We start from the raw sequence: 21,587 nt of genomic DNA on the forward strand, positions 1-21,587 counted from the left end.
GTCTACCCCTCTTTCTCGATCTTGGTCAGGTTGTCGCGCAGCGCCATCCCGTATTCATATTTCGCAGGACAGGCAAAACCGACAAGACCAAGGTCTTCTTCGTCCAGTTCAAGCGCGCCCAGCGCCTGTGCCTGATCCGTATCCATCACCAGAAGCGCACGCAAAAGCTGCGTGGGCAGGAAATCCTGCGGCATCAGCTCTTCAAACGTGCCGGTTGGCACCATTGCGCGGCGACCGCCGTTCAAGTTCGAGGTCAGCGGGAACTCGCGCTTAGCAAAGGCCGAGCCCAGAACCGGCTGTACCGCGTATTTGGCGAACATCGGGCGGATCCAACCCATCGGGATCTGCTTTTTGTCTTCTTCAATAAGGGTGATCTGGCGGGCGTAGCGGCCAAGATAGCCATCCGCGCCCTCGCCTGCCCGACCGCTAAGGACCGAACCCGAGATCATGCGCACCGGAAGATCGGCGGGAATGTCAGCAGCCGACAGATCAGCCATCGAGGCGCCTGCGATGGTGCGGATCAGACGCGGGTTGGCGCATGCCGGGCCTGCCAGCGAAATGATGCAAGAGGCATCATAGGTGCCGGTGGCCAGCAGACGACCAATGAAGATCACATCCTGATAGCCAATGGTCCAAACTGTCTTGTCCGCGCGGGGCGGCTCAAGGAAGTGCATATGCGTTCCGGCCAGACCCGCGGGGTGCGGGCCAGCAAATGCGGCAGCTTCTACACCGGCGACATCCTGTCCCGGTAAAGTCGCTCCATCGGCATGACACAGATAGGTCTTGCCGTCGCTCAAGGAAGCGACTGCTTCCAGACCTTTGGCAAATGCCTCGGCATCCTCGGTGATGCTCACGGCAGGATCAGCGGCCAGCGGCTCGGTATCCATAGCGTTCACATAGATCGCAGCTGGACGAGTCGCTGGATCGGGCACCTTAGAATAGGGGCGCGTGCGGAAAGCAGTCCACAAACCGGCGGCACAGAGGCGCTGGGTCAGACCCTCGGGCGTTGCCAGATTTCCAACCGACGAGAAGTCAATAGAATCGGCTGCGCCGTCCTTCACCTCGATCTCGACGCTGATCAGTTTACGGCGCGCGCCACGGTTGATGGCTTTGACCGTACCAGCCACCGGCGACACGACCTGCACATCCGGCATGTCTTTGCTGATCAGAATCGGAGAGCCTTTCCCAACCACATCGCCCTCGGCGACCATGATTCTTGGCTTCCAGCCGACGTAGTCGTCGCCAAGAATGGCAACCGACTGCGCACGCGGCCCTTGTTCAACACCCGATTTGGGTGCTCCAGCGATTGGAATATTCAATCCTTTGCGTAGCCTAAAGCGCTGCACAGTGTTCACCTCTTCAGATTGACTTGCAGCTATATGCAATATGTACGGCGCGGTCGAAAGGGGCTTTTTACATTGTGATGGTCATTTTCTTGTTGAACTGACCATTATTGTCTAAGACAAGCCTGACTGAATAAACGAATTCGACCCGTTCGCGACTGAAAGAGGTTCCCACGTGCCCGACATGATCAAATTCTCACGCCGTTCCATCCTGTTTATGCCGCTGGCTTTGGCCGCGTGCAAAGGGTCTGCCGCTCGTGTCTTCAACTTGTCGGGCCTGACCATGGGCACCACTTATAATGTCGTCGCAATCGATTCGTCGAAAAGCGTGAATGAAGCTGACGTGAAAGCCGCCATCGACGGCGCGCTGGCCCAAGTGAACCAGCAGATGTCGAACTGGGATGCCGATTCGGAAATCTCGCGCTTCAACGCTGCTGCCAGCACCGCACCTGTTCAGGTCTCGCGGGAACTGGCACATGTGATGAAGGCTGCCGACACTGTATACACCGCCAGCGAAGGCCGCTTTGACACCACGATGGGCCCGCTGATCGAGCTTTGGGGCTTTGGTGCACCGGGTAAGACGCCGATGCCTGCTCAGGCTCAGATCGACAACGCGCTGGCGGCTGTGGGTCACCACAACACCATCAGCGTTGGCGCAGACGCGCTGCAGAAGAAACAAGCTGATGCACAGGTTTATCTGGCCGCAATCGGCAAAGGCTATGGTGCAGACCGCGTGGGTCAGGCGTTGGAAGGCTTCGGCATCACCGATTATATGGTCGAGATCGGCGGCGACCTGTATGCCTCGGGCCGCAACCCCGATGGCCTGCCCTGGCAGATCGGGATCGAAACACCTGCATCCCTGAACAACGGCATCTTTGATGTGGTTGGCATTTCGGGTCTGGGTCTGGCCTCGTCCGGTGACTATCGCAACTACTTCGAGAAAGACGGTCAGCGTTATTCGCACGTAATTGATCCGGCCACTGGCCAGCCGATTACGCACCGCACCGCCTCGGCCACTGTGTTGGCAGAAAACTCAATGATGGCAGATGCTTGGGCGACCGCGATGCTGATCCTTGGCCGCGAACGCGGACTGGAAATCGCAGCTCAGCACGATGTTGCTGTCCTGTTCGTGGAGCGCGACTCCGACGCCACCAACCTGCAATTCAAGTCGTCCGCAAGCGACGCCTTCACACGCCTGACCGCGTAACAGATCGGAGCACATTCATGGCCACCTTTCTTCTGACCTTCGGCGTTCTTCTTGTCATCATGCTGGGCATGGCCCTTGGCGTGATCATGGCGGGCAAGACGATCAAAGGCAGCTGTGGTGGCCTGAATGCGATCAGTGATGCGGATCAATGCCTTGTGTGCAGCAAGGAAATTGATCCCAACAGCCCCTTGCGCGAGCGCTTGACTCAGTGCCCGCGCAAAAAACAGATGTTAGAGCGGATGCAGGCTGAAACCTAAGCCTCGCTCTAACCTGCCCCGGCCAACGGGACAAAGCCCAAAACAAGCAGTCCTGTGGCGGTCAATACGCCATAGATCCACAGCAGATAGCGTGGCCCTTCGGTCTTCCAAACCCGCCGATATTGATAGCCGCAAAAGCAGGCCAACACGAAGATCACCGTCGCGACCGGGGATGAAAGTGCAAGTTGCGACATTTTTTATCTCCTGAAATCGATTGGCTGGGTTATGCTTCCTATAAAGGCGAACCGCAATCAGTTCAGGGAGGACAGCAAAACATGCCCACGTCGTATCAGGCCCCCATGCGTAAGGACCGCGAAGGAGCTAAAAGCCAAAGTCAGGATCCGTCCAGCAATCTTAAGGCGAAGACAGCCGTTGTTGGGGACATCCTGAAAGGCAAAGAGGGCGCCGAAGTGATCGCCATTCGTCCCAGCGAGACCTTGGGCCGCGCGGTCGAAGTGCTGCGTGATCAGCGAATCGGTGCTTTGGTGGTCACGGACAAAACGGGCGCGCTGTGCGGAATCCTGTCGGAACGCGATATTGTGCGCAAACTAGCTGACACGCCGGGCCAGACCCTGCCCCAACTGGTCGAAGACGTCATGACGAAAGAGGTCGAGACCTGCAGCACCGACGACACCCTTGTGTCCGTTCTGAAACGGATGAGCGACGGTCGTTTCCGCCACATGCCCGTGATGGGTGACGCCGGACCGATTGGCATGATCACCATTGGCGACGTGATCACCAACCGTCTGAACGAGGTCGAACACGAAGCGCTTCAACTGAAACAGCTAATCGTTGGCTAAACGGACCATTTATTGAAGATATTCAACGCGCGCGGGCCAGGGTCCGCGCGTTTTTGGTACGGGCACACGAATACCCGTACTGGGATTTTGATACCGATCTGTGGGGGATTTACGATGGTGCTGTGAGGGAGGATTGAACTCCCGACCTCACCCTTACCAAGGGTGCGCTCTACCACTGAGCTACCACAGCGTCCTATCGTGAGCGGCTGACTAAACGTATTCGCGGACGTGTGCAAGCGTATTCTGGACCCTTTTTTCATTCCGCGTTACAGAAGAGCCCATGGAGCGGAAAAACACACCTCGGAAGCCCGCAAACAAAGGGACGGATCGCGAAGCGCGGCTGAAAGCTGCGTTAAAAGCGAATATGGGTCGGCGCAAAGCGCAGGCCAAGGCACGCGCCGCGTCGCATGACGAAGCGGCGGAAAATGAACAGAATAATAGGTAAGGCAGGTATATGGATTCGATTGTAGTGACCGGCGGCGGCGAGCTGCGTGGTGAAATTCCGATTGCGGGTGCAAAGAACGCCTGTCTGACCCTGATGCCTGCGACGATTCTGTCGGAAGAGCCGCTGACCCTGACAAACGCCCCGCGCCTGTCCGACATCAAGACGATGACGCAACTTCTGGAAAGCCTTGGGGCCGAAGCCGCGTCAATGCAGGAAGGTCAGGTTCTGACCCTGTCCAGCCATAACCTGGACAATCATATCGCGGATTATGACATCGTGCGGAAGATGCGCGCCTCGAACCTTGTATTGGGGCCGATGCTTGCGCGTCTGGGCCATGCGGTTGTGTCCCTGCCCGGAGGCTGCGCAATTGGCGCTCGCCCGATGGACCTGCACATCTTTGGCCTTGAAAAGCTGGGTGCCGAAATCGAGCTGAAAGACGGCTATCTGCACGCGAAAGCTCCGCGCGGGCTGAAGGGTGCCGAGATCGAGCTGGCCTTTGCTTCCGTTGGCGCAACCGAGAACATCTTGATGGCCTCGACCCTAGCCAAAGGCACTACGGTCATTCGCAACGCAGCCCGCGAGCCCGAGATCGTCGATCTGGCTGACTGCCTGCGCAAGATGGGCGCCCAGATCGAAGGCGACGGCACATCCGAGATCGTCATTCAGGGCGTGGATCGTCTGCACGGCGCAACGCATCCCGTTGTCACCGACCGAATTGAACTTGGCACCTATATGCTGGCACCAGCCATCGCGGGTGGCGAAGTCGAATGTCTGGGCGGGAAAATCGCGCTGGTCGAAAGTTTCTGCGAAAAACTGGATGCAGCCGGCATCCATGTGGAAGAGACCGCAAAAGGCCTGAAAGTCGCGCGTCGCAATGGCCGCGTTTCCGCCGTGGACGTCACGACAGAGCCCTTCCCCGGTTTTCCGACAGACCTGCAGGCGCAGATGATGGCGATGCTGTGTACGGCCGAGGGCACTTCGACCCTGCACGAAACCATCTTTGAAAACCGCTTCATGCACGCCCCCGAGCTGACCCGTATGGGCGCGAATATCGAAGTGCATGGCGGCACCGCCACGGTGCATGGCGTTGAAAAGCTGAAAGGTGCGCCGGTGATGGCCACCGATCTACGCGCGTCGGTCTCGCTGATTCTGGCCGGTCTGGCTGCCGAAGGTGAAACAGTGGTCAGCCGCGTCTATCACCTTGATCGCGGATATGAAAAAGTTGTGCGCAAGCTGTCCTCGATCGGGGCGAAAATCGAACGCGTGAAGGAGTGACCGACATGCAAGACGCACGGTTCGAAGATGGCGACGAAAATGCCCTGAAGCTGGTGGCGCTGGATGCGGCCGACCTTGAAGTCGTGTCGGCCTTGGTCCAGGACGCAGTGTTTCCGGCAAGCGAAATTTCGTGGAATCCGGCGCGTCGTCAGCTCGCTTTGCTGGTCAACCGCTTCCGCTGGGAAGACAAGAAAGCTGCCGAAGCAAGGGGACGCCCGGTCGAACGCGTGCAATCGGTGCTGTCCGTGTCGGATGTTCTAAAAGTGCAAAGTCAGGGTGTTCAGAAGGGCGACAAAGACATGGTCTTGTCGCTTTTGTCCCTGTCTTTCACGCCCGGCGAAGACGGCATGGGCCGGCTTGAATTGGTTTTGGCGGGTGATGGCGCGATTGCGCTTGAGGTCGAAGCGCTGGACGTGACACTGCAAGACGTGACCCGTCCTTATATTGCGCCGTCAAAACACACACCAAAGCACGATCTGCCCGAGTGATCCACGCCCAAGCCCTGCTTGAAGCCATGCCGCGCCGCAGCTAAAACGGCGCAAAGGAGAGCGCCATGCCCCAGTTTCTGAACAGCACATCCGCCGATTTCGAGGCCCGCTTCACCGAACTTCTGTCGATGAAACGCGAAGACAGCCCTGATGTGGATGCCGCCGTGGCTGGGATCATTGCCGATGTGCGCGAACGCGGGGATCAGGCGGTAATCGACCTGACCTCGAAATTCGACCGGATGGACCTGACGCCTTCGACGCTGCGCTTCTCGGAAGCCGAGATTGAAGCAGAATGCGCCAAGGTCTCGGACAAAGAGCGCGCCGCGCTGGAATTGGCAGCCGAGCGCATCCGCGCCTATCACTTGCGTCAAATGCCCGAGGATCAGCGCTGGACCGATGACAGCGGTGCTGATTTGGGCTGGCGGTGGAGCGCGGTTTCCGCTGCCGGTCTTTATGTGCCCGGCGGGTTGGCCAGCTATCCGTCCTCGGTTCTGATGAACGCCATTCCAGCGAAAGTTGCGGGCGTTGAACGTCTGGCCATCACCGTGCCGACACCCGATGGGATCGCGAACCCATTGGTGTTGCTGGCGGCGCGCATCGCCGGCGTGGACGAAATCTATCGCATCGGCGGCGCGCAGGCGGTTGCCGCCTTGGCCTATGGCACGGATACCATCGCGCCGGTCGACAAGATCACCGGGCCGGGCAATGCTTTTGTGGCCGCTGCCAAGCGCCGGGTGTTTGGCAAGGTGGGCATCGACATGATTGCCGGCCCGTCTGAAATTCTGGTCATCGCGGATGCGGACAACGATCCCGATTGGCTGGCCTTGGATCTGATGAGCCAAGCCGAGCATGACGAAAGTGCACAGTCGATCCTGATCACCACGGATGAAGCCTTCGGCCAGAAAGTTGCCGACGCAGTCGCCGCACGTCTGGAAGCGCTGGAACGGCGTCAGATCGCGGGCGCAAGCTGGCGCGATTTCGGCGCGGTGATCACCGTGCGCGATCTGGACGAGGCGGCAAGCCTGTCCAACCGCATCGCGCCCGAGCACCTTGAGCTTTGTGTCGCCGACCCCGAAGCCCTGTCGGACAAATGCGTGCATGCCGGCGCGATTTTCATTGGGAAGTTCACGCCCGAAGCCATCGGCGACTATGTCGGCGGCCCAAACCACGTGCTGCCCACCGCACGCTCGGCGCGCTTCAGCTCGGGTCTGTCAGTGATGGATTTCCTGAAACGCACCACATTGGCGCGTATGACGCCCGGCGCGCTGGCCGCCATCGGCCCCGCTGCCGAAACCCTTGCCATTTCCGAAAGCCTCGAGGCGCACGGGCTGTCCGTACGCGCAAGACTTGACGCCCTTAACGATTGACCCTCAGATAGTGCCAATGACAACGAACCGCATCACCCATATCGAAATCGACGACACTGGTCTGGCTGCGCCGACCCCTGCGATCGAACAAGAGCGTAAAGTCGCGATCTTCGATCTGTTGGAAGACAACAGCTTTGAACTGGCCCCGCGTGGGGATCAGCCCGCGCCGGAGGGCCCCTATCATCTTGGGCTGGCCATTCGCGAGAAACGTCTGGTGGTGGATGCCAAGACAGAAGCGGGCGATCAGGCCGGCGAATTTCACCTGTCTCTTGGCCCGTTTCGTCAGGTGGTGAAGGACTATTTCGCGATCTGCGAAAGCTATTTTGACGCGGTGAAAAAGCTGCCCCCCAGCCAGATCGAGGCCATCGACATGGCCCGCCGCGGCATTCACAACGAAGGCGCACGCGTGTTGCAGGAACGGCTTGAAGGCAAGGCCGAGATCGACATCGACACGGCTCGTCGCCTGTTCACCCTGATCTGCGTTCTGCACTGGGGGTAAGTTTGAGCGCCGATCGTCCCCAATCCGTGCTGTTTTGCTGTGACCACAATTCTGTGCGTTCACCAATGGCCGAAGGGATGATGAAGGCCTTTTATGGGCATGAAATCTATGTCCAGTCGGCGGGCGTCCACAGCGAACTTGAAATCGACGGGTTCTCTATTGCCGTGTGCGATGAGCTGGGCATTCACTTGTCCGGCCACCGTGTGCGCAGCTTTGACCAGATGGAGGAATGGGGCGACGACCTGTCCAGTTTCGATCTGGTGATTGCGCTGTCCCCGGCCAGCCAGCGCCGCGCGTTAGAGTTGACGCGCGTGTTCCATCTGGACGTGGAATACTGGCCCATTCTGGATCCCACGGGTCTGGGCACACGGCGTGAAGAAAAGTTGGTCAACTACCGCCAGGCGCGCGATCAGATTCGCACCCGGATCATCGAACGTTTCGGCACGCCAACGCAGGATGTAGCCCCGGCATAAGACCTTGGTCATACCGCGCGGACAGCAATTCGTGCTTCTCTGCCGAATTCCCTTGAAAACCGGGACGTTTCCCCCCATTTATAGCGCGCCCGCAATGGGCGGGTATAAACACAGGAGTGAACATGGCCAAGGAAGAACTGCTCGAATTTCCCGGTGTCGTTAAGGAACTCCTGCCGAATGCGACATTCCTGGTCGAGCTGGAGAACGGCCATACGATTATCGCTCATACGGCAGGCAAGATGCGCAAAAACCGCATCCGCGTTCTGGCTGGCGACAAGGTGCAGGTCGAAATGACCCCCTATGATCTGACCAAGGGTCGGATCAACTATCGCTTTAAGTAAGCGTCGTCGCGCATGTCGCGTCCCAAATTGATTCTGGGCTCTGGCAGCCCAAGACGGGCCGAGTTGCTGGGGCAGCTCGGCCTTGTTGCTGACGATGTGCGGCCTCCGGCCGTAGATGAGACACCCAAGAAGGCTGAATTGCCGCTGGTCTATTGCCGCCGGATTGCCGCGTCTAAAGCCGCTGCGATGTCTGTCGCCGCCGACGAGGTTGTTCTCTGCGCCGACACCACCGTCGCCCTTGGCCGTCGCATCATGGGAAAGCCTGCGGATGCGGCCCAAGCCGCCGAATTCCTGATGTCCCTGTCCGGGCGACGTCACCGCGTCATCACTTCGGTCGTGGTGCGCAATGCCACCGGCACATGGGCGCGCGACGTGGTGACCAACGTCAAAATGAAGCGTCTGTCCAATGTAGAGCTGAACGGCTATCTGGCCACCGGTGATTGGCAGGGCAAGGCGGGTGGCTATGCCATTCAAGGCCCCGCAGGCGCATTCATCCCATGGATTCAGGGCAGCTATACCGGAGTGGTCGGCTTGCCCGTTGCTGAAACTGCCGGTCTGCTTCAGGCCGCCGGGTTTCCCCTATACGGAGTTGAATCATGAAGGGCAGCATCATCGCGCTGGATACCTATCAGGGTCGTATGGCCGCAGCCCAGATCACCGACGGGAAACTGACCGATCTGCTGGTTGAACCGCCAGAAGGCGTGATCTTGCCCGGTGCTATTTTCCGCGCAATTTGTGATCGCCCCTTGAAGGGCCAAGGCGGCATGATGCTGCGTTTGCCCAACGGCCAGTCCGGATTTCTGCGTCAAGGCAAAGGCTTGAGCCCGGGCGAACGTGTGCTGGTGCAGGTCACGGGCTTTGGCGAAGATGGCAAAGCTGTTCCCGTCACGCAAAAAGTGCTGTTCAAAAGCCGCCATGCCATCGTCACCCCTGGTGCTCCTGGCATCAATGTCAGCCGCGCGATTCGCGATGACGAGGCCCGCGTGCGGCTGCTTGAGATCGCACATGAGGTTATGGGTGATGCCGGCGAGGGGTTGATCATCCGCTCGGTGGCCGAGAAGGGCTCGGACGAGGATGTCGCAGCAGATATCGCCGCGATGCTGGACCTGAGCCGCGCGGTGCTTGCCGATCAGGACGGCGACGCCGAGCTTCTGGTCGACGGACCTGATCCGCATGAAATGGCATGGCGCGACTGGCCCGAGCCGGATCAGTTGGACGCAGCCGAAGGCGCATTTGACCGCCATAATGTGCACGAGATGATCGATGCGGCCCGTGGCGCGTTTATGAGTCTGTCGGGCGGGGCCTCGATGTACGTTGAGCCCACCCGCGCGCTTGTGGCCGTAGACGTCAACACGGGCGGTGATACCAGCCCAGCGGCGGGTCTGAAGGCCAATATCGCCGCAGCCCGTGCCCTGCCCGCCGCGCTGAAATGCCGGGGCTTAGGCGGTCAGATTGTCGTCGATTTCGCCCCCTGCCCCAAGAAAGACCGCCGCCAGTTAGAACAGGTCCTGCGTGCTGCCCTGAAAGCCGAAGGGATCGAGACCGCCATGGTCGGCTGGACGCAACTGGGTCTGTTCGAACTGCAACGCAAACGCGAACGCATGCCCCTGTCGCGCTGCCTGGAGGATCGCTAATGCCTTGCCCCATCTGCGAAAAAGAGACCGACGCCCAGTACCGCCCCTTCTGCTCGAAGCGCTGTGCAGACGTGGATCTGGGCCGCTGGTTAAACGGCTCTTATGCCGTCCCCGCAGACAGCCCCGAGGATCTGGACGAGGCCGCTGAAGCCATGTCTCATGCGCTTTCACAGGAAACTTTGAAGCCGCACTGAAAAACCTTCGAAAAACCCGCTTTTCCCTCTGGACACCGCCGCACCCCGCGTCTAAAACCCGCCCACCCGAACGATGAAACGTTCACCCGTGCCCGGGTAGCTCAGGGGTAGAGCAGTGGATTGAAAATCCTCGTGTCGGTGGTTCGATTCCGCCCCCGGGCACCATTTAACTCTTTGAAATATAAATGGTTTTCATTCATCTGGCTTGATCTCCTTGTCAGGGTTTGACGGTTTTTTCTGTGGGTTTGACAATTTTGCTTTCTGAGCACGGCGCTTATATTCCCCTTCCCAAACTTGCATTGTCTTTCGGTTCTTTCGGGCCAAGGCTGCGTTCTTGGAATAGTGCAGCCCCATGACCTTCGAGTCTTGCGCGAGCAAATCAGAAATCTCACGTTCGTCTTGCCCCGCCTCACGCAGCCAAGTTGCCATGGTGTGACGCAGTCCCTTTGGGGTTAGTCCCGGGGCAACCTTACCAGCCTTTTCAAGTTTTTTCCGAAGTCGCTGCCATGCGCTGGCAAAGCCATCGTAGGTCCAAGGCGTGCCTTTTGAACTCGCAAGCAGCGTTTCTGCGTTGTTTACTGGTGCCTTCTCTAGCTCACCCTCAAGAATGCCGCTGATCGGGATCGCAGCGCCGACATTTGTCTTGTTCCGTCCTTTCCAAATGACACCGTCATCTACCTGATCTTTGCGAAACTCGAGCGCGTCGCTTGGATCTTGACCAGTGCAGAAAATCATAGCCAGCGCGGCGCGAAGTTGAGGGGATGCTGCCTCAAGAACGGTCTGGACCTCGTTGAAAGTCCATGTTCTGTATGCTTCAGGCGTGCCTTTCGGGCGCGGCTTCTTGATGACGCCTTCCGCAAAATTCTTGGAAATCAAACCTTTAGGGATGCAGAACTTAAAGACCTGAATGAGAAAGTTGCGGACGCGATTTGCCTTATCCCAGCTGTGTTTTTTGGCCAGCTCGTCATGAATGGCTGCCAGCAAGGGGGTATCTAGCGTTGTGACAGGCGTATCGCGAATATTTTTCAGTACTTCAGCGCACATTCGGTATTCGCGCTTTGTTGCATCGGATAACTCTAAGTAATGTTCTTCTGCGAAATAGGCGGCGAAGAGCCCTCCGAGAGTTCCGGGCTTGGGCTTAAGCTCTTTCATAGCCTCAGCTGCGGCAGAAATTCTGGCACAATCTGCGAAGAACTCTACGGAGCCAAGCGGAGATTTGGTGAGGTCAACCTTCTGATTAGTGCCGCGATGATAGCAACGCATTTGTCCATGCCGATCAGCAAAAATCTTAAACCCCTTTACACGCACGAAGGTCATTACAGGCGAGCCAATATTTCGCTTCGAGTTGCCGTCTCTAAACCGACCTTCAAATTGTCAAGCCACTTGTCCAAGTCGACTCGATCATATTGCTTGTATTTCGGTGGAATGAGTACTGGCTGTACCGGGCAGAATGACTTGAAATGTTTCACAGCTAACCCGCAGTAATGGGCAGCCTCGGTAGCGTTCATCATGCGTTTTTCGATTACGTTTATGTTCAGGCTAGTCGTACCCATGTGATCCATCTTTCGATTTAGAACAGGTTTCTGAACGGTCCAAGCGCTACTGCGCGTCAGATCGAGGGGCGATACTTGAGGTTTCTGGAGTTACCATGTTGCGATGCAGAAAATCGTCGATGGCGTCTTCTGGCGTGAAGTAGTTTGCGCCAATCTTGACGTGCTTAAGGTCTCCAGATGCAATCAAGTTTCTTATCCGCTTTTCGGGCCAACCGCTTATTTCAGCTAACTCTCTGGGGGAATAAAGCGTCACTTTCTGCATCTACGTGTCTCCTTGCAAAGTGTGATAACAATCGGCATACTTAGGGCATGAACGGCCAAATATGTGCACGTTTGATAACATTATAGGTCATTCGATAACATGTCAACAGATACTGCAAACTTCGGTCAACGAATGCGAGAAGTGCGACTGGCATGTGGGTATTCGCAAGCCAAGGCTGCTGTTCGACTGGAGATTGCAGATCGAACTTACAAATTCTACGAATTAGGAAAGAGAGAAATGCCTATTTCGACGGCGCTGAAGTTTTGCAACGAGTTTGATGTTGAGCTGAAATGGCTGGCTATGGGGGAAGGGCCAAAAGTGAAACTTCAACAGGAAAACTTGGTGGAAGCAGTAGCACTGGCGGTCTTGCAAATGCACCGGGAAAAAGATCTACACCCGCCGACAGAAAAAGTTGCTAAGCAAATCAGTTTCGTTTTGGATCAGTGTACGGCCAAAGGTACTTCGCCGATCGATGAAGCACGCCTACTCATCGAAGTTTTATAAGAATTGGAGGCGCACTTTGTCAGAAGTGTCTGATTTAGAATTGCATCTCAACAAACTCTCCAACACGCTGAGGTTTATTGGTTTGTTGATTTCTACGATGGCCGTTGGCGTATTCATTGGGTTGTCGTCTTCAGGCTTAGAGGGCGAACGAGCCTTAGTGCTTTTTTTGTCCGCAATGGGTACTGCGGGGCTTTGTGCCATATCGTTTGGTGAGATGGGTTGGCGTCTCATCCTTAAGCACGGTGTCTCGGAGCAAAGGTTTTTCTACTTTTTCAACAGTGACAGAAAGAAATTTGAGTGAACAAGATTGACGAAGCTCACTCGAACCCGCGTTCTCGTCCGTTGCTAAGATGGGCGGGGAGCAAGCGTTCCGCGTTGCCCGAGTTAGGAGCTGATGCCCCTGCACAGTTTGAGCGCTATATTGAGCCATTCGTCGGCTCTGCGGTACTGTTTGACTATTTGAGACCTGAGAAGGCGCTTTTGTCAGATCTGAATACAGACCTAATAAACTTTTACCGGCAGGTTCAGACGGGATCTAAAGAAATCTATAATGCTGCGTTGGCGATACCCAGAGAAAAAGAGGTGTACCTAAGCGTTCGAGAAAAATTTAAAACTGAACAGAATCACCAAGAGCGTGCGGTTCAGTTCTTCTACTTGAACCGAAATTGCTTCAATGGGCTATATCGAACCAATAAGCAGGGCATGTTCAATGTTCCTTTCGCAGCCAGCAAACCGAGTTCGTACCCCACGCAATCCCAGTTTGAAGACTTCGCAACTAGATTGCAGTCCGCCGATCTGAAATGTGGTGATTTTTTCGACATAGTATCGGAGAACGTTCGTGCAGGCGACTTTGTTTACCTTGATCCGCCTTACCTTAAATCTGAGGGCCGAATTTTTTCTGAGTACGTGAAGGGCCATTTTAGTCGAGTTGACTTGGACAGGTTGCGTCAACTGCTTTCGATAATTGACAATGTTGGCGCTAAGTTCATTTTGTCGTTCATTGATGATGAAATCATTTATCCTATCCGGGACTTGTGGCCATATCGAACCTACTCGGTCCAACGAAATATTTCAGGGTTCTCAGCAAGTCGAAAGAAAAGCGGCGAACTTTTGATAAGAAATTGGTGAAAATGAAATTACTTGTTGTTTCAGATCTGCATTCTTTTCAGATGCCGACCAAAGTGATGCCGTCGCTTGTGAATTTCGGTGACGCAGATAGGAATGGTAAAAGCGATCCTCTCTTAGGTTTGCGCGAAATGCTATCAAGCGGAAAGGTCGCTCGCCCAGACATATTGCTTTGCGCAGGCGACATCGCGGACAAGGCTGATCCACTCGCTCTTGAAAGGGCCTGGACAGAACTTTCTAGCATTCAAAAAGACTTCCAGATTCCGCATTTTGTTGCGACATGTGGAAATCATGATTTGGACACTCGGCACAAGGAAAATAAGTTTGATCCTCGTGGTTTTTTGAGACGGTTGACGCCAAGCTTTCCGTTGCCCGAGTACCAGAAGAATGATGTTGAGCATCTGAAGTACTGGTCCAACAACTTTTCGATAGTTGAAGGCGACAATTGGCGTGTTTTGACGATCAATTCATGCGCTTACCATGGCTATGGAGAAGATAGTCAGCCAGAGCTCACTCGCGGTCGGATCAGCGATATTACTTTGGACGAAATCAAAGAAGAATTACAAGCGCTTGGCTCTGATCTAAGGCTGAAATTCAACATATGCCTCGTTCACCATCACCTTAAAGAACAGCACAGCGATGCATATGCAGATGAAAGCCGAATGCGAGGCGCTGAAAACTTGTTACAGTTATTGGCGCGCGCCGAATTTGGTGAATGGTTTGTAGTACATGGCCATGTGCATCGCGGAAGCCTCTACTGTGATGGTGGGAACTCCGGACCAATTGTTTTGTCGTGTGCAAGCTTTTCTGTTTCACTTCAGGGCGATCCTACAAATCCGGGCGTAAATCAGTTTTATATGGTTGAATTTGACCCACCTCAGGGGGGGCGGCATCGCATCAAGGGGGCTGTTCACGCTTGGAATTGGGCTGCATCCTATGGATGGGATCCTGCGGAGAATAAGCCTGGTTGTCTTGCTGGTCGAGCTGGCTTTGGTTTTCGAGGCGACCTCCCATCGTTTGCAGAAAAGTTGGCTGAAAAAGTAAACGAGTGCGGTCGGTTGTCATGGAGCGACGCAGTCTCTCAGTTCACTGAATTAAAACACTTTTTACCTCTGGACTTAGAGAACCTTGTCGGCGAGCTAGAGGCAGATAGTGCATTTGTTGTCAGTCGCCAAGGTCAAGGCATTCGGGAGATTGTAAAAGCATGACTATCGATCAAGGAAGATACGATACTTTTAATGCTAAGCATCGTACCCCACAGGAAGTAGCAAGTACCTTCGTTAACCCGTCAACTAAGCTAAATAGACTCTGTGGGCATTTTCATTCTGTGCTGACAGGACCTAGAGGGTCTGGAAAAACGACGCTGCTGAAAATGTTAACGATGCCTGCATTGGCCAGTTGGAAAGGGGAAAAGGCTCGTGACTTTAAGTCCAATGTGGACTTTGTGTCGGTCTTCATTCCCGCCGACAGAAGTTGGCATGGCCAGATAAAAGAACTGTCAAGGCAAGTACCTAGCGAAGCAGCGGCTGAAGCCTTGGGGAATGCAACATTCACAACCCACATCTTTCGAGCAATTGCGAAAGCTTTTGCTGATTGGCAGTCTGAAGAAGTTTGGCAAGATGAGTTTCTTGCGCCGCTGACCCCAAAGCTGTCGTTCGAGCAAGAACAGGAGGTGGTTAAAGGGCTTGCTGAAGACTGGATGCTTAAGCCCGCAGCATTGACGTTTTATGAATTGAGAGAAGCGTTGTCGAAACGCCTCTCCGTCATCGGTTACTTGAAGAACAAAGCCTCCTATGTAGGTGAACGAATTTTTGAGGAAAGCGACAATAGCTTTCTTTATCTCAATTACAGAGAGGGTATGAGGCGGGCTCACGATCTGCATAACCACCACTCTAACCTTCCAGGGCGACGCTGGCTGTTTTTATTTGACGAGTTGGAAGTTGCTCCGTCCACGATTCAAAAGAATTTGTTTTTCGATCTTCGAGGCGCAAATGACGATGATACGCAAATTTATTATAAACTCGCGTTGGCACCATATAATCACAATTTTGTAAGATCCGATCCGGATACGGATGCTTCGGTGAACAATGACTACCGAAGAGTAGACCTAACGTTCCCGCAAAAACTACAAGCTGTGGAGTTTGCGAGTGATCTCTGCGAAAGCCTCGTAAAGAGTGCTGGCCTGCAGGGAGACTTGCGATCCATTTTTGATAGCTCGGACTTTACATTTGAAGATTCTCTGGATGAAACGGGCGGTAAACGAGCCAGAAGCAAATACAGTTCAGATTCGGACCTCGGGAAAGTCTTCATTGAGCTTTCCAAAAAAGACAGGAGTTTCGAAACGTATCTTCAAAGGAAGAAAATAGACTTCAGTCGTATCGAAGAGATGTCTGAGAATGACCTTGCTTCGTCGCTGCGTAAGGCGCGGAACATCGTCATCGCACGAAACTTTTTCACCCGCCCTGTACGTAACGGGTTTACTGCGGACAAGTTATCCAGCAGATCCCGCAAAACATATTCTCTTTATGCAGGTATGCCTTCTCTACTTACGCTAACCGAAGGCAACCCGAGAGCGTTGATCAATCTAATCAGTCCTCTTTTGGATCAAATTGTGGCTTCAGAAGGTGTTAAGAGTGTTGCCCTAGAACTCCAAGCCGCTGAAATCGAAAGGTCAATCCGGGTAATGAGATCCCTTCTGAGGGCGATTCCAAATTACAACAAAAAGGGAGAAACAGTTGTCAACTTGCTCGATCGAATTGGGCAGGGGTTTTATTCGGGAATTGTCGCAACAAAATTTCGCGACCAGATTCCGTTGTCTTTCCGCGTGGACCACGGGCACTCCCCAGATGTTTTCCAGTGCATAGCGAAGGCTGTGAACATAGGTGCGTTGATACACATTCCTGAGAAGGGAACTGATCAAGTTCTTTCCTCGATCGTAGGAGAACGCTTCAGGCTAAATTACCTGTTGGCAGCGTACTATAAATTACCGTTGAGCCTCGATCGTGAAATCAGCCTCACATCCTTGTTTGAAGCAGGCAACCAAGTCGAGCAGGGAGTTCTCGATGTCTAAAAGACAGTTTAATCTAAACACGTTCTCAGATGATGACGTCGACGCGGTCGACATACTTGTATTTACCGTAGGATACGAAAAAAGGTCCCGCCATGTATTTGACCGCTTTTCGGAGCGGTCGAAAGAGGCGTTCGCGTGCGTATTCAAAAATGGGCGCGAGTTAAGTTTTGACGAAAACCTAAAGAACGCTAAAGCCAAAGGGGCTGTACTTTTCGATGAATCAGAAAGCCTTAAGTCTTCAATCAAAAGTCAAAGCCCAGAGTTAACAACACTAAGCGGGAAGAAAGTTCTGGTTGATGTATCATCAATGAGTCGAACCGTTCTTTCTTCTTTGTTGGCTGAATTTTTGGATGACGATTTTTATGCAGGCGTGGAATTTGCGATCGTTTATGCTGTTGCCGAATTTACAGAGCCCAAGGATCCATCGTTTGAGTTTTTTGACTTCACTCCACTTCCACTTTTTTGTGGGTGGACTTCTGCGCCAGAGCGTCCAGCTGTTATGGCCATCGGGCTTGGGTACGAAGCTGATCATGCCTTGGGTGCCTTGGAATATCTGGACCCGAGTGCAACTTTTTGCTTCTTTCCAAAGGGAGAAGACGAGAGGTTTGAGCAGGCTGTTCAGCATGCAAACGAACCGCTTCTGTCGCAGATTAAGCCTGAACGCGTAATTAAGTATCCTGTTTCTGATCCACTGTTCACTTTTTCTTTGCTAACTTCTTTGATCAATACACTTGGAGACAAGGCTCGATTTGTTCTTGTGCCGATGGGGCCAAAAATATTCGTTGCTCTCAGTTTGGTATGTCAGCGCATATATGGAGACGAAATCTCGGTTTGGAAAGCGAGTGGACACTCTTTGGAGGCACTGAAGGACGTTGCAGCAAAGGGTCCTCTTTCGGGATTCTGGATTAGCCGAGTTTGAATTGGTATGAGAATATCTTAAGCCTGTCCCATGGCAACTTCATTTTGCGTGAATGCTATGGTCGCAATCAGCTTAGTACGACGCCAAACCGCGAATTAATTACCTCCCTAGTACGGGTGGTAGATTAGTGAAAAATCACAATTTATCAATTGCTTGAAGCCTGGCCTGCACGCTGTTATCCCATTATTCAAACTCCTGCAGCGTGTATTGTTTAGATCGTGCTAACCAAGTGCGTCAGCCTTTGCGGTTGATGAAGATAAATCTATTCAATACAAGCTGGTGTTAATTCAGGGATTGCCGTTTGGTTTGGTGGAAAAGCCTCTAGGGGTGTGAGCTTGTTATCCTCCGCTTGGAAATATCGGTAAGGGCCATGGGCTGTTTAGGACCGTGAGACCCGCAATCCATTCGGAAATCAATGGGTCCTGCTTCTAGTGCTCTCCAAACTTTTCAATGAACGAAATCTCTTCCGATCTCTGCTTGCTCACGTTCTCAGCGACAATTCGGTCGATCTCTTTTTGAGCGAGCTTTCTTTGCTCGACAATTTTCTTTCTCAATTTTTCGTGCCCATGCGCGGCTACTATTTTACCCGGACCACAACCCGACTGTCCCACGGTTTTGTAGCCAACAAATGTTTGGTACAGCCAGTGTCGGCTATCAATTAGCTTAGGTTTAGGCGGATTAGGGCCACTATAAACCGGATCGAGCTTCGCCTCGCATATCGAAAATCGCTTACGTTCAATTCGCTCAGCCGAACGGTTTCCCTCTTTGTATACAGAGAGCAAAAGGTCTGTTACGCGTTTGACTTCGTCGCCTTTTAGACCTTGGTAGTTAAGAGTGGCATATATGACGGCGCGTTGCGCCAAACTTGCCACGAGAAGATCCTCGAGCACCAAACTGCTCTCGTCCGAAAGGTACCTAGGCCGATCAGACATTACTGTTTCGAGTGCATTCGTGGTTTCTTCTGTTAGGGCGATAGCTCCAATGACCACTTCTTCTCGGCCAGTGGCCTTGTACGCATCAAGAGCTCGAGCAATACCATAGACTTTCGCACTCAATGCCGTCATCAGGTCATTGTCCAGAAACTGATTTACTTCTTCTCTTCGAGCGTCAAGCTCCGCTTGCAATTCAGATAGCTTTTTAGCCAGCTCCTTAATGGCATCTTTGGTGGATTTAGCGCCACCACCACCATTATTGACGGGAACAAACTTTGACATAAAAGCAATTATAAGGGCAGCGAAGATAGCGACTTCGACGCCGCTTTTTTGTTTTTTTTCGGGCCAAAAGTCGTTTGGGTAGGAAGGCGTGTCCATTAAAAGTCCTTTCGAAAAATTCAAAATACATGGTCGAGATGAGCACACTGCCCAACTGTTTGACAACAATTTTATATATCTAGCTATTGGTTCGGGATCTGTTCGTTTTACCCTGCAGGTTAAATTTCCCAATCTGTCCTGATTTCCAGGATCCAGAGCGCAAGCGCATTTCTAATTTGAGCAACCTTTGATCGCGCAGTGGTCTTTATTGTTATCGTGTTAGCGCAGCCAAAATGTTTCACCAAAAGAAATACCCTTGGCGTCCAAGCCCAGCTCCTTGATCAAATACCCATGTTCTCCCCACTTCCGAACATTCCGCATGTATCCGTTGCCATCGGCGTCGATGAAAAGGCATCGAATGTTGCTGTAGTCGCCCCAGACGCCTGCAACGGCGATTAATGGGATGCCTTCAGGCAAGCTGTCCACTTTCTCAAACTCGCGATAATCAATTCCGTAATCGCGGGCTTGGTGGTAGCTCATGGTGAAGTGATGGTGTTCGATTGTCATTGTTTTTCCTTTTGAAATTATAGTCCGAGGCCATGGCTTTGGTCTCGTTCAAATTGCCGTTCGCTCAACTCTCGTTCAGCTGTTTCTCGGCGGCTCTCACTAGCTTCAAGCTGGCTTGCAAGTTCTCTTCCAGCGTCGCGTAGGTCTCTTCCTCGGTCAGCAAGTCGGCCAATGTTTTCACTGACAAGAGATGTGATTTCATGAGCAGCAGTACGCATTGCACCAACCCATTCAGCTTCTTTTCGATCCCGTCCGTCGAGCGTGTCTCTAAGCCGCGCAATTCCTGTGCTGAGGTTTCGCAGGCCGCTACCAATCGCTCGACGCAGGCCAGCAAGTCGCGCTCCAAGGCTGTCAGGGGCTGATCCATCTAGTTCGCCTCCACCTTGATGCAGGAAACCGACTGACCCGCCATCGTGCAACTGCGAATGCTCGCTGTTTCCGGTGGCAGGATCAGATAGGTCGCGCCCTCGTGCTGCACTGTCTGTAAGCCCAGCGTCTCCAACCGCGTGCGACTCGTCATCTCGGACAGTTGCCAACTCCAGAGAAACGTCAGCGCCAATGTCGCGAACACCATCAACAGACACGCCAAGCTCACCATCCATGGTGAAAGCCGCATCAAGCGCCTGATCGTGTTGATGTGGTCCTGCCAAGCTCTCCCGCTCCAATCCAGAAACGTGCTGGTATCGGTCTCGATTGTATCCCGCGCGAGCCTCACACTGTCCTGAATATCGCTCCTGAAGCTCTGCAACTGTGACACCATCAAGTCGGCGTGCTCTTTGCGGATCGCTTCTAGATCCGCGTTCAATTTCTCGGCTAGGCGGTTCGGCTTGCCAGTCGTCATGGAAAATTTCTCCTTTCAATCGCCAGCGTTCCCCTGTGTCAGGGTCTTTCGCGGTGATGTAGTTTTTGCTTGCGCGAGGAATGTCGAAACCTGCGTCGCTCAGAGCATCGACCATGCTGGCACGGTCGATGATGGTACCGACACTGATCTGATCCAAAATCCATTCGTGTAGTTCGTCTCGGCCTTGTGCCCGCGTAGGGGCTTCAACGGTGGCTTGGACCTCCTGTGCGCGGTCTAAGTCCATCGGATCAGCCCAGCCATGCGTCTTGTTCATTAGATCGCGCAGGCTGTCATAGGCTGCCTGATAGCCGGGAGACGCAATGTTGAGGCTTTTGCCCGTGGTCAGCTCCAAACGAGGCGTGCAGAAATGCAGTTCAACGCGGTCTTCGTGGCTGTGCCGGACCCAGAGCATATCGAATTGCTCGCCGTCCATGCCTGCAAAAGCCAGCTGCTCGAAGGCGTCCATGACTTCGGCCTGCTGGGCTTCAGTCGGGGCGTCTTCGCTGGCAAAGCTTATGACGCCTGCACGGTAGGTCCATTGATTGCGGCTGGCATCAATCAGGGCCTCGGTGCGGGCGGGATCGCCGCGCAGCACTTCTGGCAAAGGATTGCGCGTGACCGTCATAGGTCGGCCATCAGCATCGCGGATCAGATCGCGATTGGTGTCGTAGGCCAGCACCTCACGCGCGACGAGATAGCCGACCGGACCGGCACCCGGGCCTTTACCGTTGGAAAAGAACTTGATCAGCATTGCCGTGCCTCATCGAGGATCTGGGCAAGCTGACGTTCAATCACAACCAACTGGCGGGCGATTGCCAGCGCATCATGGTCAATCCGCCCGACCAAAAGCACCCGGTTCACAAACCGCGCAATCTGGTTGAGGTTGCCGCCGATGCGTCCGACGGCCAGCACAAGCGCAGGATCAACGCGGGGTGTCGGCTTGCGACGACGAGCCTCCGTCAGACCCAAGGCTTCACGTAAAAGGGTCGCGGCAGGCACACCCGCAGCTTCGGCTTTAGCGCGAAGCTGGGCCTTTTCAGCTACGCTGCAACGCAAGACAAAGGTCTCGGTGAGCGGTGCTTTGGCGTGGGGCGTGCACGCGCCGGTGGGGTTCGAAGGGGAGGCTTGCCACCCCTCGCAAGCTCCCGTGTCAGCAGCGTCAGCGTATGACAT

General features: G+C 54.1%; 26 protein-coding genes and 2 tRNA genes. 19 read left to right on the forward strand and 9 right to left on the reverse strand.

Annotation, left to right across the window (positions count from 1 at the left end; genetic code table 11):
- Window positions 1–2 precede the first annotated feature (2 nt).
- On the reverse strand, window positions 3–1,346 hold the full coding sequence (locus tag ACXAH3_RS10315; RefSeq protein ID WP_474862000.1) for a Na(+)-translocating NADH-quinone reductase subunit A: 1,344 nt from the start codon (window positions 1,344–1,346) through the stop codon (window positions 3–5).
- A 181-nt stretch (window positions 1,347–1,527) separates the two neighbouring features.
- Between ACXAH3_RS10315 and ACXAH3_RS10320 the strand changes: the two genes are divergently transcribed.
- Window positions 1,528–2,550 carry an FAD:protein FMN transferase gene (locus tag ACXAH3_RS10320; protein ID WP_474862001.1) on the forward strand — a complete coding sequence of 341 codons (1,023 nt, stop codon included), beginning with the start codon at window positions 1,528–1,530 and terminating at the stop codon, window positions 2,548–2,550.
- Between the two features lie 17 nt (window positions 2,551–2,567).
- A complete protein-coding gene (gene nqrM / locus ACXAH3_RS10325; RefSeq protein ID WP_474862002.1) occupies window positions 2,568–2,807 on the forward strand; it encodes a (Na+)-NQR maturation NqrM in 240 nt (79 codons plus the stop codon).
- 8 nt (window positions 2,808–2,815) lie between these two features.
- Here nqrM and ACXAH3_RS10330 read toward each other — a convergent pair whose 3' ends face one another.
- A complete protein-coding gene (locus tag ACXAH3_RS10330; RefSeq protein ID WP_163038728.1) occupies window positions 2,816–3,001 on the reverse strand; it encodes a hypothetical protein in 186 nt (61 codons plus the stop codon).
- A gap of 81 nt (window positions 3,002–3,082) precedes the next feature.
- On the opposite strand from ACXAH3_RS10330, the gene ACXAH3_RS10335 reads away from it, so the two are divergent.
- Window positions 3,083–3,607 carry a CBS domain-containing protein gene (locus ACXAH3_RS10335; protein ID WP_474862003.1) on the forward strand — a complete coding sequence of 175 codons (525 nt, stop codon included), beginning with the start codon at window positions 3,083–3,085 and terminating at the stop codon, window positions 3,605–3,607.
- A gap of 115 nt (window positions 3,608–3,722) precedes the next feature.
- Here the strand turns inward: ACXAH3_RS10335 and ACXAH3_RS10340 are convergent.
- Window positions 3,723–3,797: transfer RNA gene (locus ACXAH3_RS10340), tRNA-Thr, on the reverse strand.
- A 264-nt stretch (window positions 3,798–4,061) separates the two neighbouring features.
- Between ACXAH3_RS10340 and murA the strand changes: the two genes are divergently transcribed.
- From murA to ACXAH3_RS10390, 10 genes are all read left to right on the forward strand, one after another.
- Window positions 4,062–5,327, forward strand: a complete 1,266-nt coding sequence (murA, locus tag ACXAH3_RS10345; protein ID WP_474862004.1) for a UDP-N-acetylglucosamine 1-carboxyvinyltransferase — start codon at window positions 4,062–4,064, stop codon at window positions 5,325–5,327.
- A gap of 5 nt (window positions 5,328–5,332) precedes the next feature.
- Complete coding sequence (locus ACXAH3_RS10350) at window positions 5,333–5,815, forward strand: DUF2948 family protein (protein WP_474862005.1); 483 nt, start codon at window positions 5,333–5,335, stop codon at window positions 5,813–5,815.
- Window positions 5,816–5,880: 65 nt separating this feature from the next.
- Window positions 5,881–7,182: a histidinol dehydrogenase gene (gene hisD, locus ACXAH3_RS10355; protein WP_474862006.1), complete on the forward strand. Its 1,302-nt coding sequence runs from the start codon at window positions 5,881–5,883 to the stop codon at window positions 7,180–7,182.
- A gap of 16 nt (window positions 7,183–7,198) precedes the next feature.
- On the forward strand, window positions 7,199–7,681 hold the full coding sequence (locus ACXAH3_RS10360) for a UPF0262 family protein (RefSeq protein WP_474862007.1): 483 nt from the start codon (window positions 7,199–7,201) through the stop codon (window positions 7,679–7,681).
- Window positions 7,682–7,746: 65 nt separating this feature from the next.
- Window positions 7,747–8,154 carry an arsenate-mycothiol transferase ArsC gene (locus ACXAH3_RS10365; RefSeq protein WP_474862319.1) on the forward strand — a complete coding sequence of 136 codons (408 nt, stop codon included), beginning with the start codon at window positions 7,747–7,749 and terminating at the stop codon, window positions 8,152–8,154.
- Between the two features lie 122 nt (window positions 8,155–8,276).
- A complete protein-coding gene (gene infA / locus ACXAH3_RS10370) occupies window positions 8,277–8,495 on the forward strand; it encodes a translation initiation factor IF-1 (protein ID WP_008186030.1) in 219 nt (72 codons plus the stop codon).
- A 12-nt stretch (window positions 8,496–8,507) separates the two neighbouring features.
- Window positions 8,508–9,095, forward strand: a complete 588-nt coding sequence (locus ACXAH3_RS10375; protein WP_474862008.1) for a Maf family protein — start codon at window positions 8,508–8,510, stop codon at window positions 9,093–9,095.
- Window positions 9,092–10,129 (forward strand): ribonuclease E/G, encoded by a 1,038-nt coding sequence (locus tag ACXAH3_RS10380; RefSeq protein WP_474862009.1) that lies wholly within the window; start codon window positions 9,092–9,094, stop codon window positions 10,127–10,129. The genes ACXAH3_RS10375 and ACXAH3_RS10380 overlap by 4 nt, the downstream gene beginning before the upstream one ends.
- The gene (locus ACXAH3_RS10385) at window positions 10,129–10,323 is read left to right on the forward strand and encodes a DNA gyrase inhibitor YacG (protein ID WP_474862010.1); all 195 of its coding nucleotides are present in this window, start codon (window positions 10,129–10,131) and stop codon (window positions 10,321–10,323) included. The genes ACXAH3_RS10380 and ACXAH3_RS10385 overlap by 1 nt, the downstream gene beginning before the upstream one ends.
- A gap of 90 nt (window positions 10,324–10,413) precedes the next feature.
- A tRNA-Phe gene (locus ACXAH3_RS10390) sits at window positions 10,414–10,488 on the forward strand.
- Window positions 10,489–10,515: 27 nt separating this feature from the next.
- On the opposite strand, the gene ACXAH3_RS10395 is transcribed toward ACXAH3_RS10390, so the two are convergent.
- Window positions 10,516–11,640, reverse strand: a complete 1,125-nt coding sequence (locus ACXAH3_RS10395) for a tyrosine-type recombinase/integrase (RefSeq protein ID WP_474862011.1) — start codon at window positions 11,638–11,640, stop codon at window positions 10,516–10,518.
- Window positions 11,641–11,922: 282 nt separating this feature from the next.
- The gene (locus ACXAH3_RS10400) at window positions 11,923–12,138 is read right to left on the reverse strand and encodes a helix-turn-helix domain-containing protein (RefSeq protein WP_474862012.1); all 216 of its coding nucleotides are present in this window, start codon (window positions 12,136–12,138) and stop codon (window positions 11,923–11,925) included.
- A 99-nt stretch (window positions 12,139–12,237) separates the two neighbouring features.
- Between ACXAH3_RS10400 and ACXAH3_RS10405 the strand changes: the two genes are divergently transcribed.
- Genes ACXAH3_RS10405 through ACXAH3_RS10430 form a run of 6 tightly spaced genes read left to right on the forward strand, consistent with a single transcriptional unit; the run spans window position 12,238 to window position 17,756 of the window.
- Window positions 12,238–12,642 (forward strand): helix-turn-helix domain-containing protein, encoded by a 405-nt coding sequence (locus tag ACXAH3_RS10405; RefSeq protein ID WP_474862013.1) that lies wholly within the window; start codon window positions 12,238–12,240, stop codon window positions 12,640–12,642.
- 16 nt (window positions 12,643–12,658) lie between these two features.
- Complete coding sequence (locus ACXAH3_RS10410; protein ID WP_474862014.1) at window positions 12,659–12,943, forward strand: hypothetical protein; 285 nt, start codon at window positions 12,659–12,661, stop codon at window positions 12,941–12,943.
- Window positions 12,940–13,770 (forward strand): DNA adenine methylase, encoded by an 831-nt coding sequence (locus tag ACXAH3_RS10415; protein WP_474862015.1) that lies wholly within the window; start codon window positions 12,940–12,942, stop codon window positions 13,768–13,770. The genes ACXAH3_RS10410 and ACXAH3_RS10415 overlap by 4 nt, the downstream gene beginning before the upstream one ends.
- A gap of 2 nt (window positions 13,771–13,772) precedes the next feature.
- Window positions 13,773–14,975 carry a metallophosphoesterase family protein gene (locus ACXAH3_RS10420; protein ID WP_474862016.1) on the forward strand — a complete coding sequence of 401 codons (1,203 nt, stop codon included), beginning with the start codon at window positions 13,773–13,775 and terminating at the stop codon, window positions 14,973–14,975.
- Entirely contained in the window at window positions 14,972–16,837 is a 1,866-nt protein-coding gene (locus ACXAH3_RS10425) for an ORC-CDC6 family AAA ATPase (RefSeq protein WP_474862017.1), read from the forward strand. The genes ACXAH3_RS10420 and ACXAH3_RS10425 overlap by 4 nt, the downstream gene beginning before the upstream one ends.
- Window positions 16,830–17,756: a hypothetical protein gene (locus ACXAH3_RS10430; RefSeq protein ID WP_474862018.1), complete on the forward strand. Its 927-nt coding sequence runs from the start codon at window positions 16,830–16,832 to the stop codon at window positions 17,754–17,756. The genes ACXAH3_RS10425 and ACXAH3_RS10430 overlap by 8 nt, the downstream gene beginning before the upstream one ends.
- 428 nt (window positions 17,757–18,184) lie before the next feature.
- On the opposite strand, the gene ACXAH3_RS10435 is transcribed toward ACXAH3_RS10430, so the two are convergent.
- The 4 genes from ACXAH3_RS10435 to ACXAH3_RS10450 form a co-directional block, all read right to left on the reverse strand.
- Complete coding sequence (locus ACXAH3_RS10435) at window positions 18,185–19,066, reverse strand: hypothetical protein (protein WP_474862019.1); 882 nt, start codon at window positions 19,064–19,066, stop codon at window positions 18,185–18,187.
- 219 nt (window positions 19,067–19,285) lie between these two features.
- Complete coding sequence (locus ACXAH3_RS10440) at window positions 19,286–19,573, reverse strand: hypothetical protein (RefSeq protein ID WP_474862020.1); 288 nt, start codon at window positions 19,571–19,573, stop codon at window positions 19,286–19,288.
- A gap of 17 nt (window positions 19,574–19,590) precedes the next feature.
- Window positions 19,591–21,165: a relaxase family protein gene (locus ACXAH3_RS10445; RefSeq protein WP_474862021.1), complete on the reverse strand. Its 1,575-nt coding sequence runs from the start codon at window positions 21,163–21,165 to the stop codon at window positions 19,591–19,593.
- Entirely contained in the window at window positions 21,159–21,587 is a 429-nt protein-coding gene (locus ACXAH3_RS10450) for a plasmid mobilization protein (RefSeq protein ID WP_474862022.1), read from the reverse strand. Before ACXAH3_RS10450 ends, ACXAH3_RS10445 begins: the two co-directional genes overlap by 7 nt.

This window comes from Aliiroseovarius sp. ABM4_368 (genome assembly GCF_056161205.1).

Coding starts and splice junctions, on each gene's coding strand:
- ACXAH3_RS10425 (WP_474862017.1), top strand. CDS start 14,972: ATGACTATCGATCAAGGAAGATACGATACTTTTAATGCTAAGCATCGT.
- ACXAH3_RS10400 (WP_474862012.1), bottom strand. CDS start 12,138: ATGCAGAAAGTGACGCTTTATTCCCCCAGAGAGTTAGCTGAAATAAGC.
- ACXAH3_RS10360 (WP_474862007.1), top strand. CDS start 7,199: ATGACAACGAACCGCATCACCCATATCGAAATCGACGACACTGGTCTG.
- infA (WP_008186030.1), top strand. CDS start 8,277: ATGGCCAAGGAAGAACTGCTCGAATTTCCCGGTGTCGTTAAGGAACTC.
- ACXAH3_RS10375 (WP_474862008.1), top strand. CDS start 8,508: ATGTCGCGTCCCAAATTGATTCTGGGCTCTGGCAGCCCAAGACGGGCC.
- nqrM (WP_474862002.1), top strand. CDS start 2,568: ATGGCCACCTTTCTTCTGACCTTCGGCGTTCTTCTTGTCATCATGCTG.
- ACXAH3_RS10420 (WP_474862016.1), top strand. CDS start 13,773: ATGAAATTACTTGTTGTTTCAGATCTGCATTCTTTTCAGATGCCGACC.
- murA (WP_474862004.1), top strand. CDS start 4,062: ATGGATTCGATTGTAGTGACCGGCGGCGGCGAGCTGCGTGGTGAAATT.
- ACXAH3_RS10430 (WP_474862018.1), top strand. CDS start 16,830: ATGTCTAAAAGACAGTTTAATCTAAACACGTTCTCAGATGATGACGTC.
- ACXAH3_RS10365 (WP_474862319.1), top strand. CDS start 7,747: ATGGCCGAAGGGATGATGAAGGCCTTTTATGGGCATGAAATCTATGTC.
- ACXAH3_RS10440 (WP_474862020.1), bottom strand. CDS start 19,573: ATGACAATCGAACACCATCACTTCACCATGAGCTACCACCAAGCCCGC.
- ACXAH3_RS10405 (WP_474862013.1), top strand. CDS start 12,238: ATGTCAACAGATACTGCAAACTTCGGTCAACGAATGCGAGAAGTGCGA.
- ACXAH3_RS10385 (WP_474862010.1), top strand. CDS start 10,129: ATGCCTTGCCCCATCTGCGAAAAAGAGACCGACGCCCAGTACCGCCCC.
- ACXAH3_RS10395 (WP_474862011.1), bottom strand. CDS start 11,640: ATGACCTTCGTGCGTGTAAAGGGGTTTAAGATTTTTGCTGATCGGCAT.
- ACXAH3_RS10445 (WP_474862021.1), bottom strand. CDS start 21,165: ATGCTGATCAAGTTCTTTTCCAACGGTAAAGGCCCGGGTGCCGGTCCG.
- ACXAH3_RS10330 (WP_163038728.1), bottom strand. CDS start 3,001: ATGTCGCAACTTGCACTTTCATCCCCGGTCGCGACGGTGATCTTCGTG.
- ACXAH3_RS10450 (WP_474862022.1), bottom strand. CDS start 21,587: ATGTCATACGCTGACGCTGCTGACACGGGAGCTTGCGAGGGGTGGCAA.
- ACXAH3_RS10435 (WP_474862019.1), bottom strand. CDS start 19,066: ATGGACACGCCTTCCTACCCAAACGACTTTTGGCCCGAAAAAAAACAA.
- ACXAH3_RS10380 (WP_474862009.1), top strand. CDS start 9,092: ATGAAGGGCAGCATCATCGCGCTGGATACCTATCAGGGTCGTATGGCC.
- ACXAH3_RS10350 (WP_474862005.1), top strand. CDS start 5,333: ATGCAAGACGCACGGTTCGAAGATGGCGACGAAAATGCCCTGAAGCTG.
- ACXAH3_RS10320 (WP_474862001.1), top strand. CDS start 1,528: ATGATCAAATTCTCACGCCGTTCCATCCTGTTTATGCCGCTGGCTTTG.
- ACXAH3_RS10335 (WP_474862003.1), top strand. CDS start 3,083: ATGCCCACGTCGTATCAGGCCCCCATGCGTAAGGACCGCGAAGGAGCT.
- hisD (WP_474862006.1), top strand. CDS start 5,881: ATGCCCCAGTTTCTGAACAGCACATCCGCCGATTTCGAGGCCCGCTTC.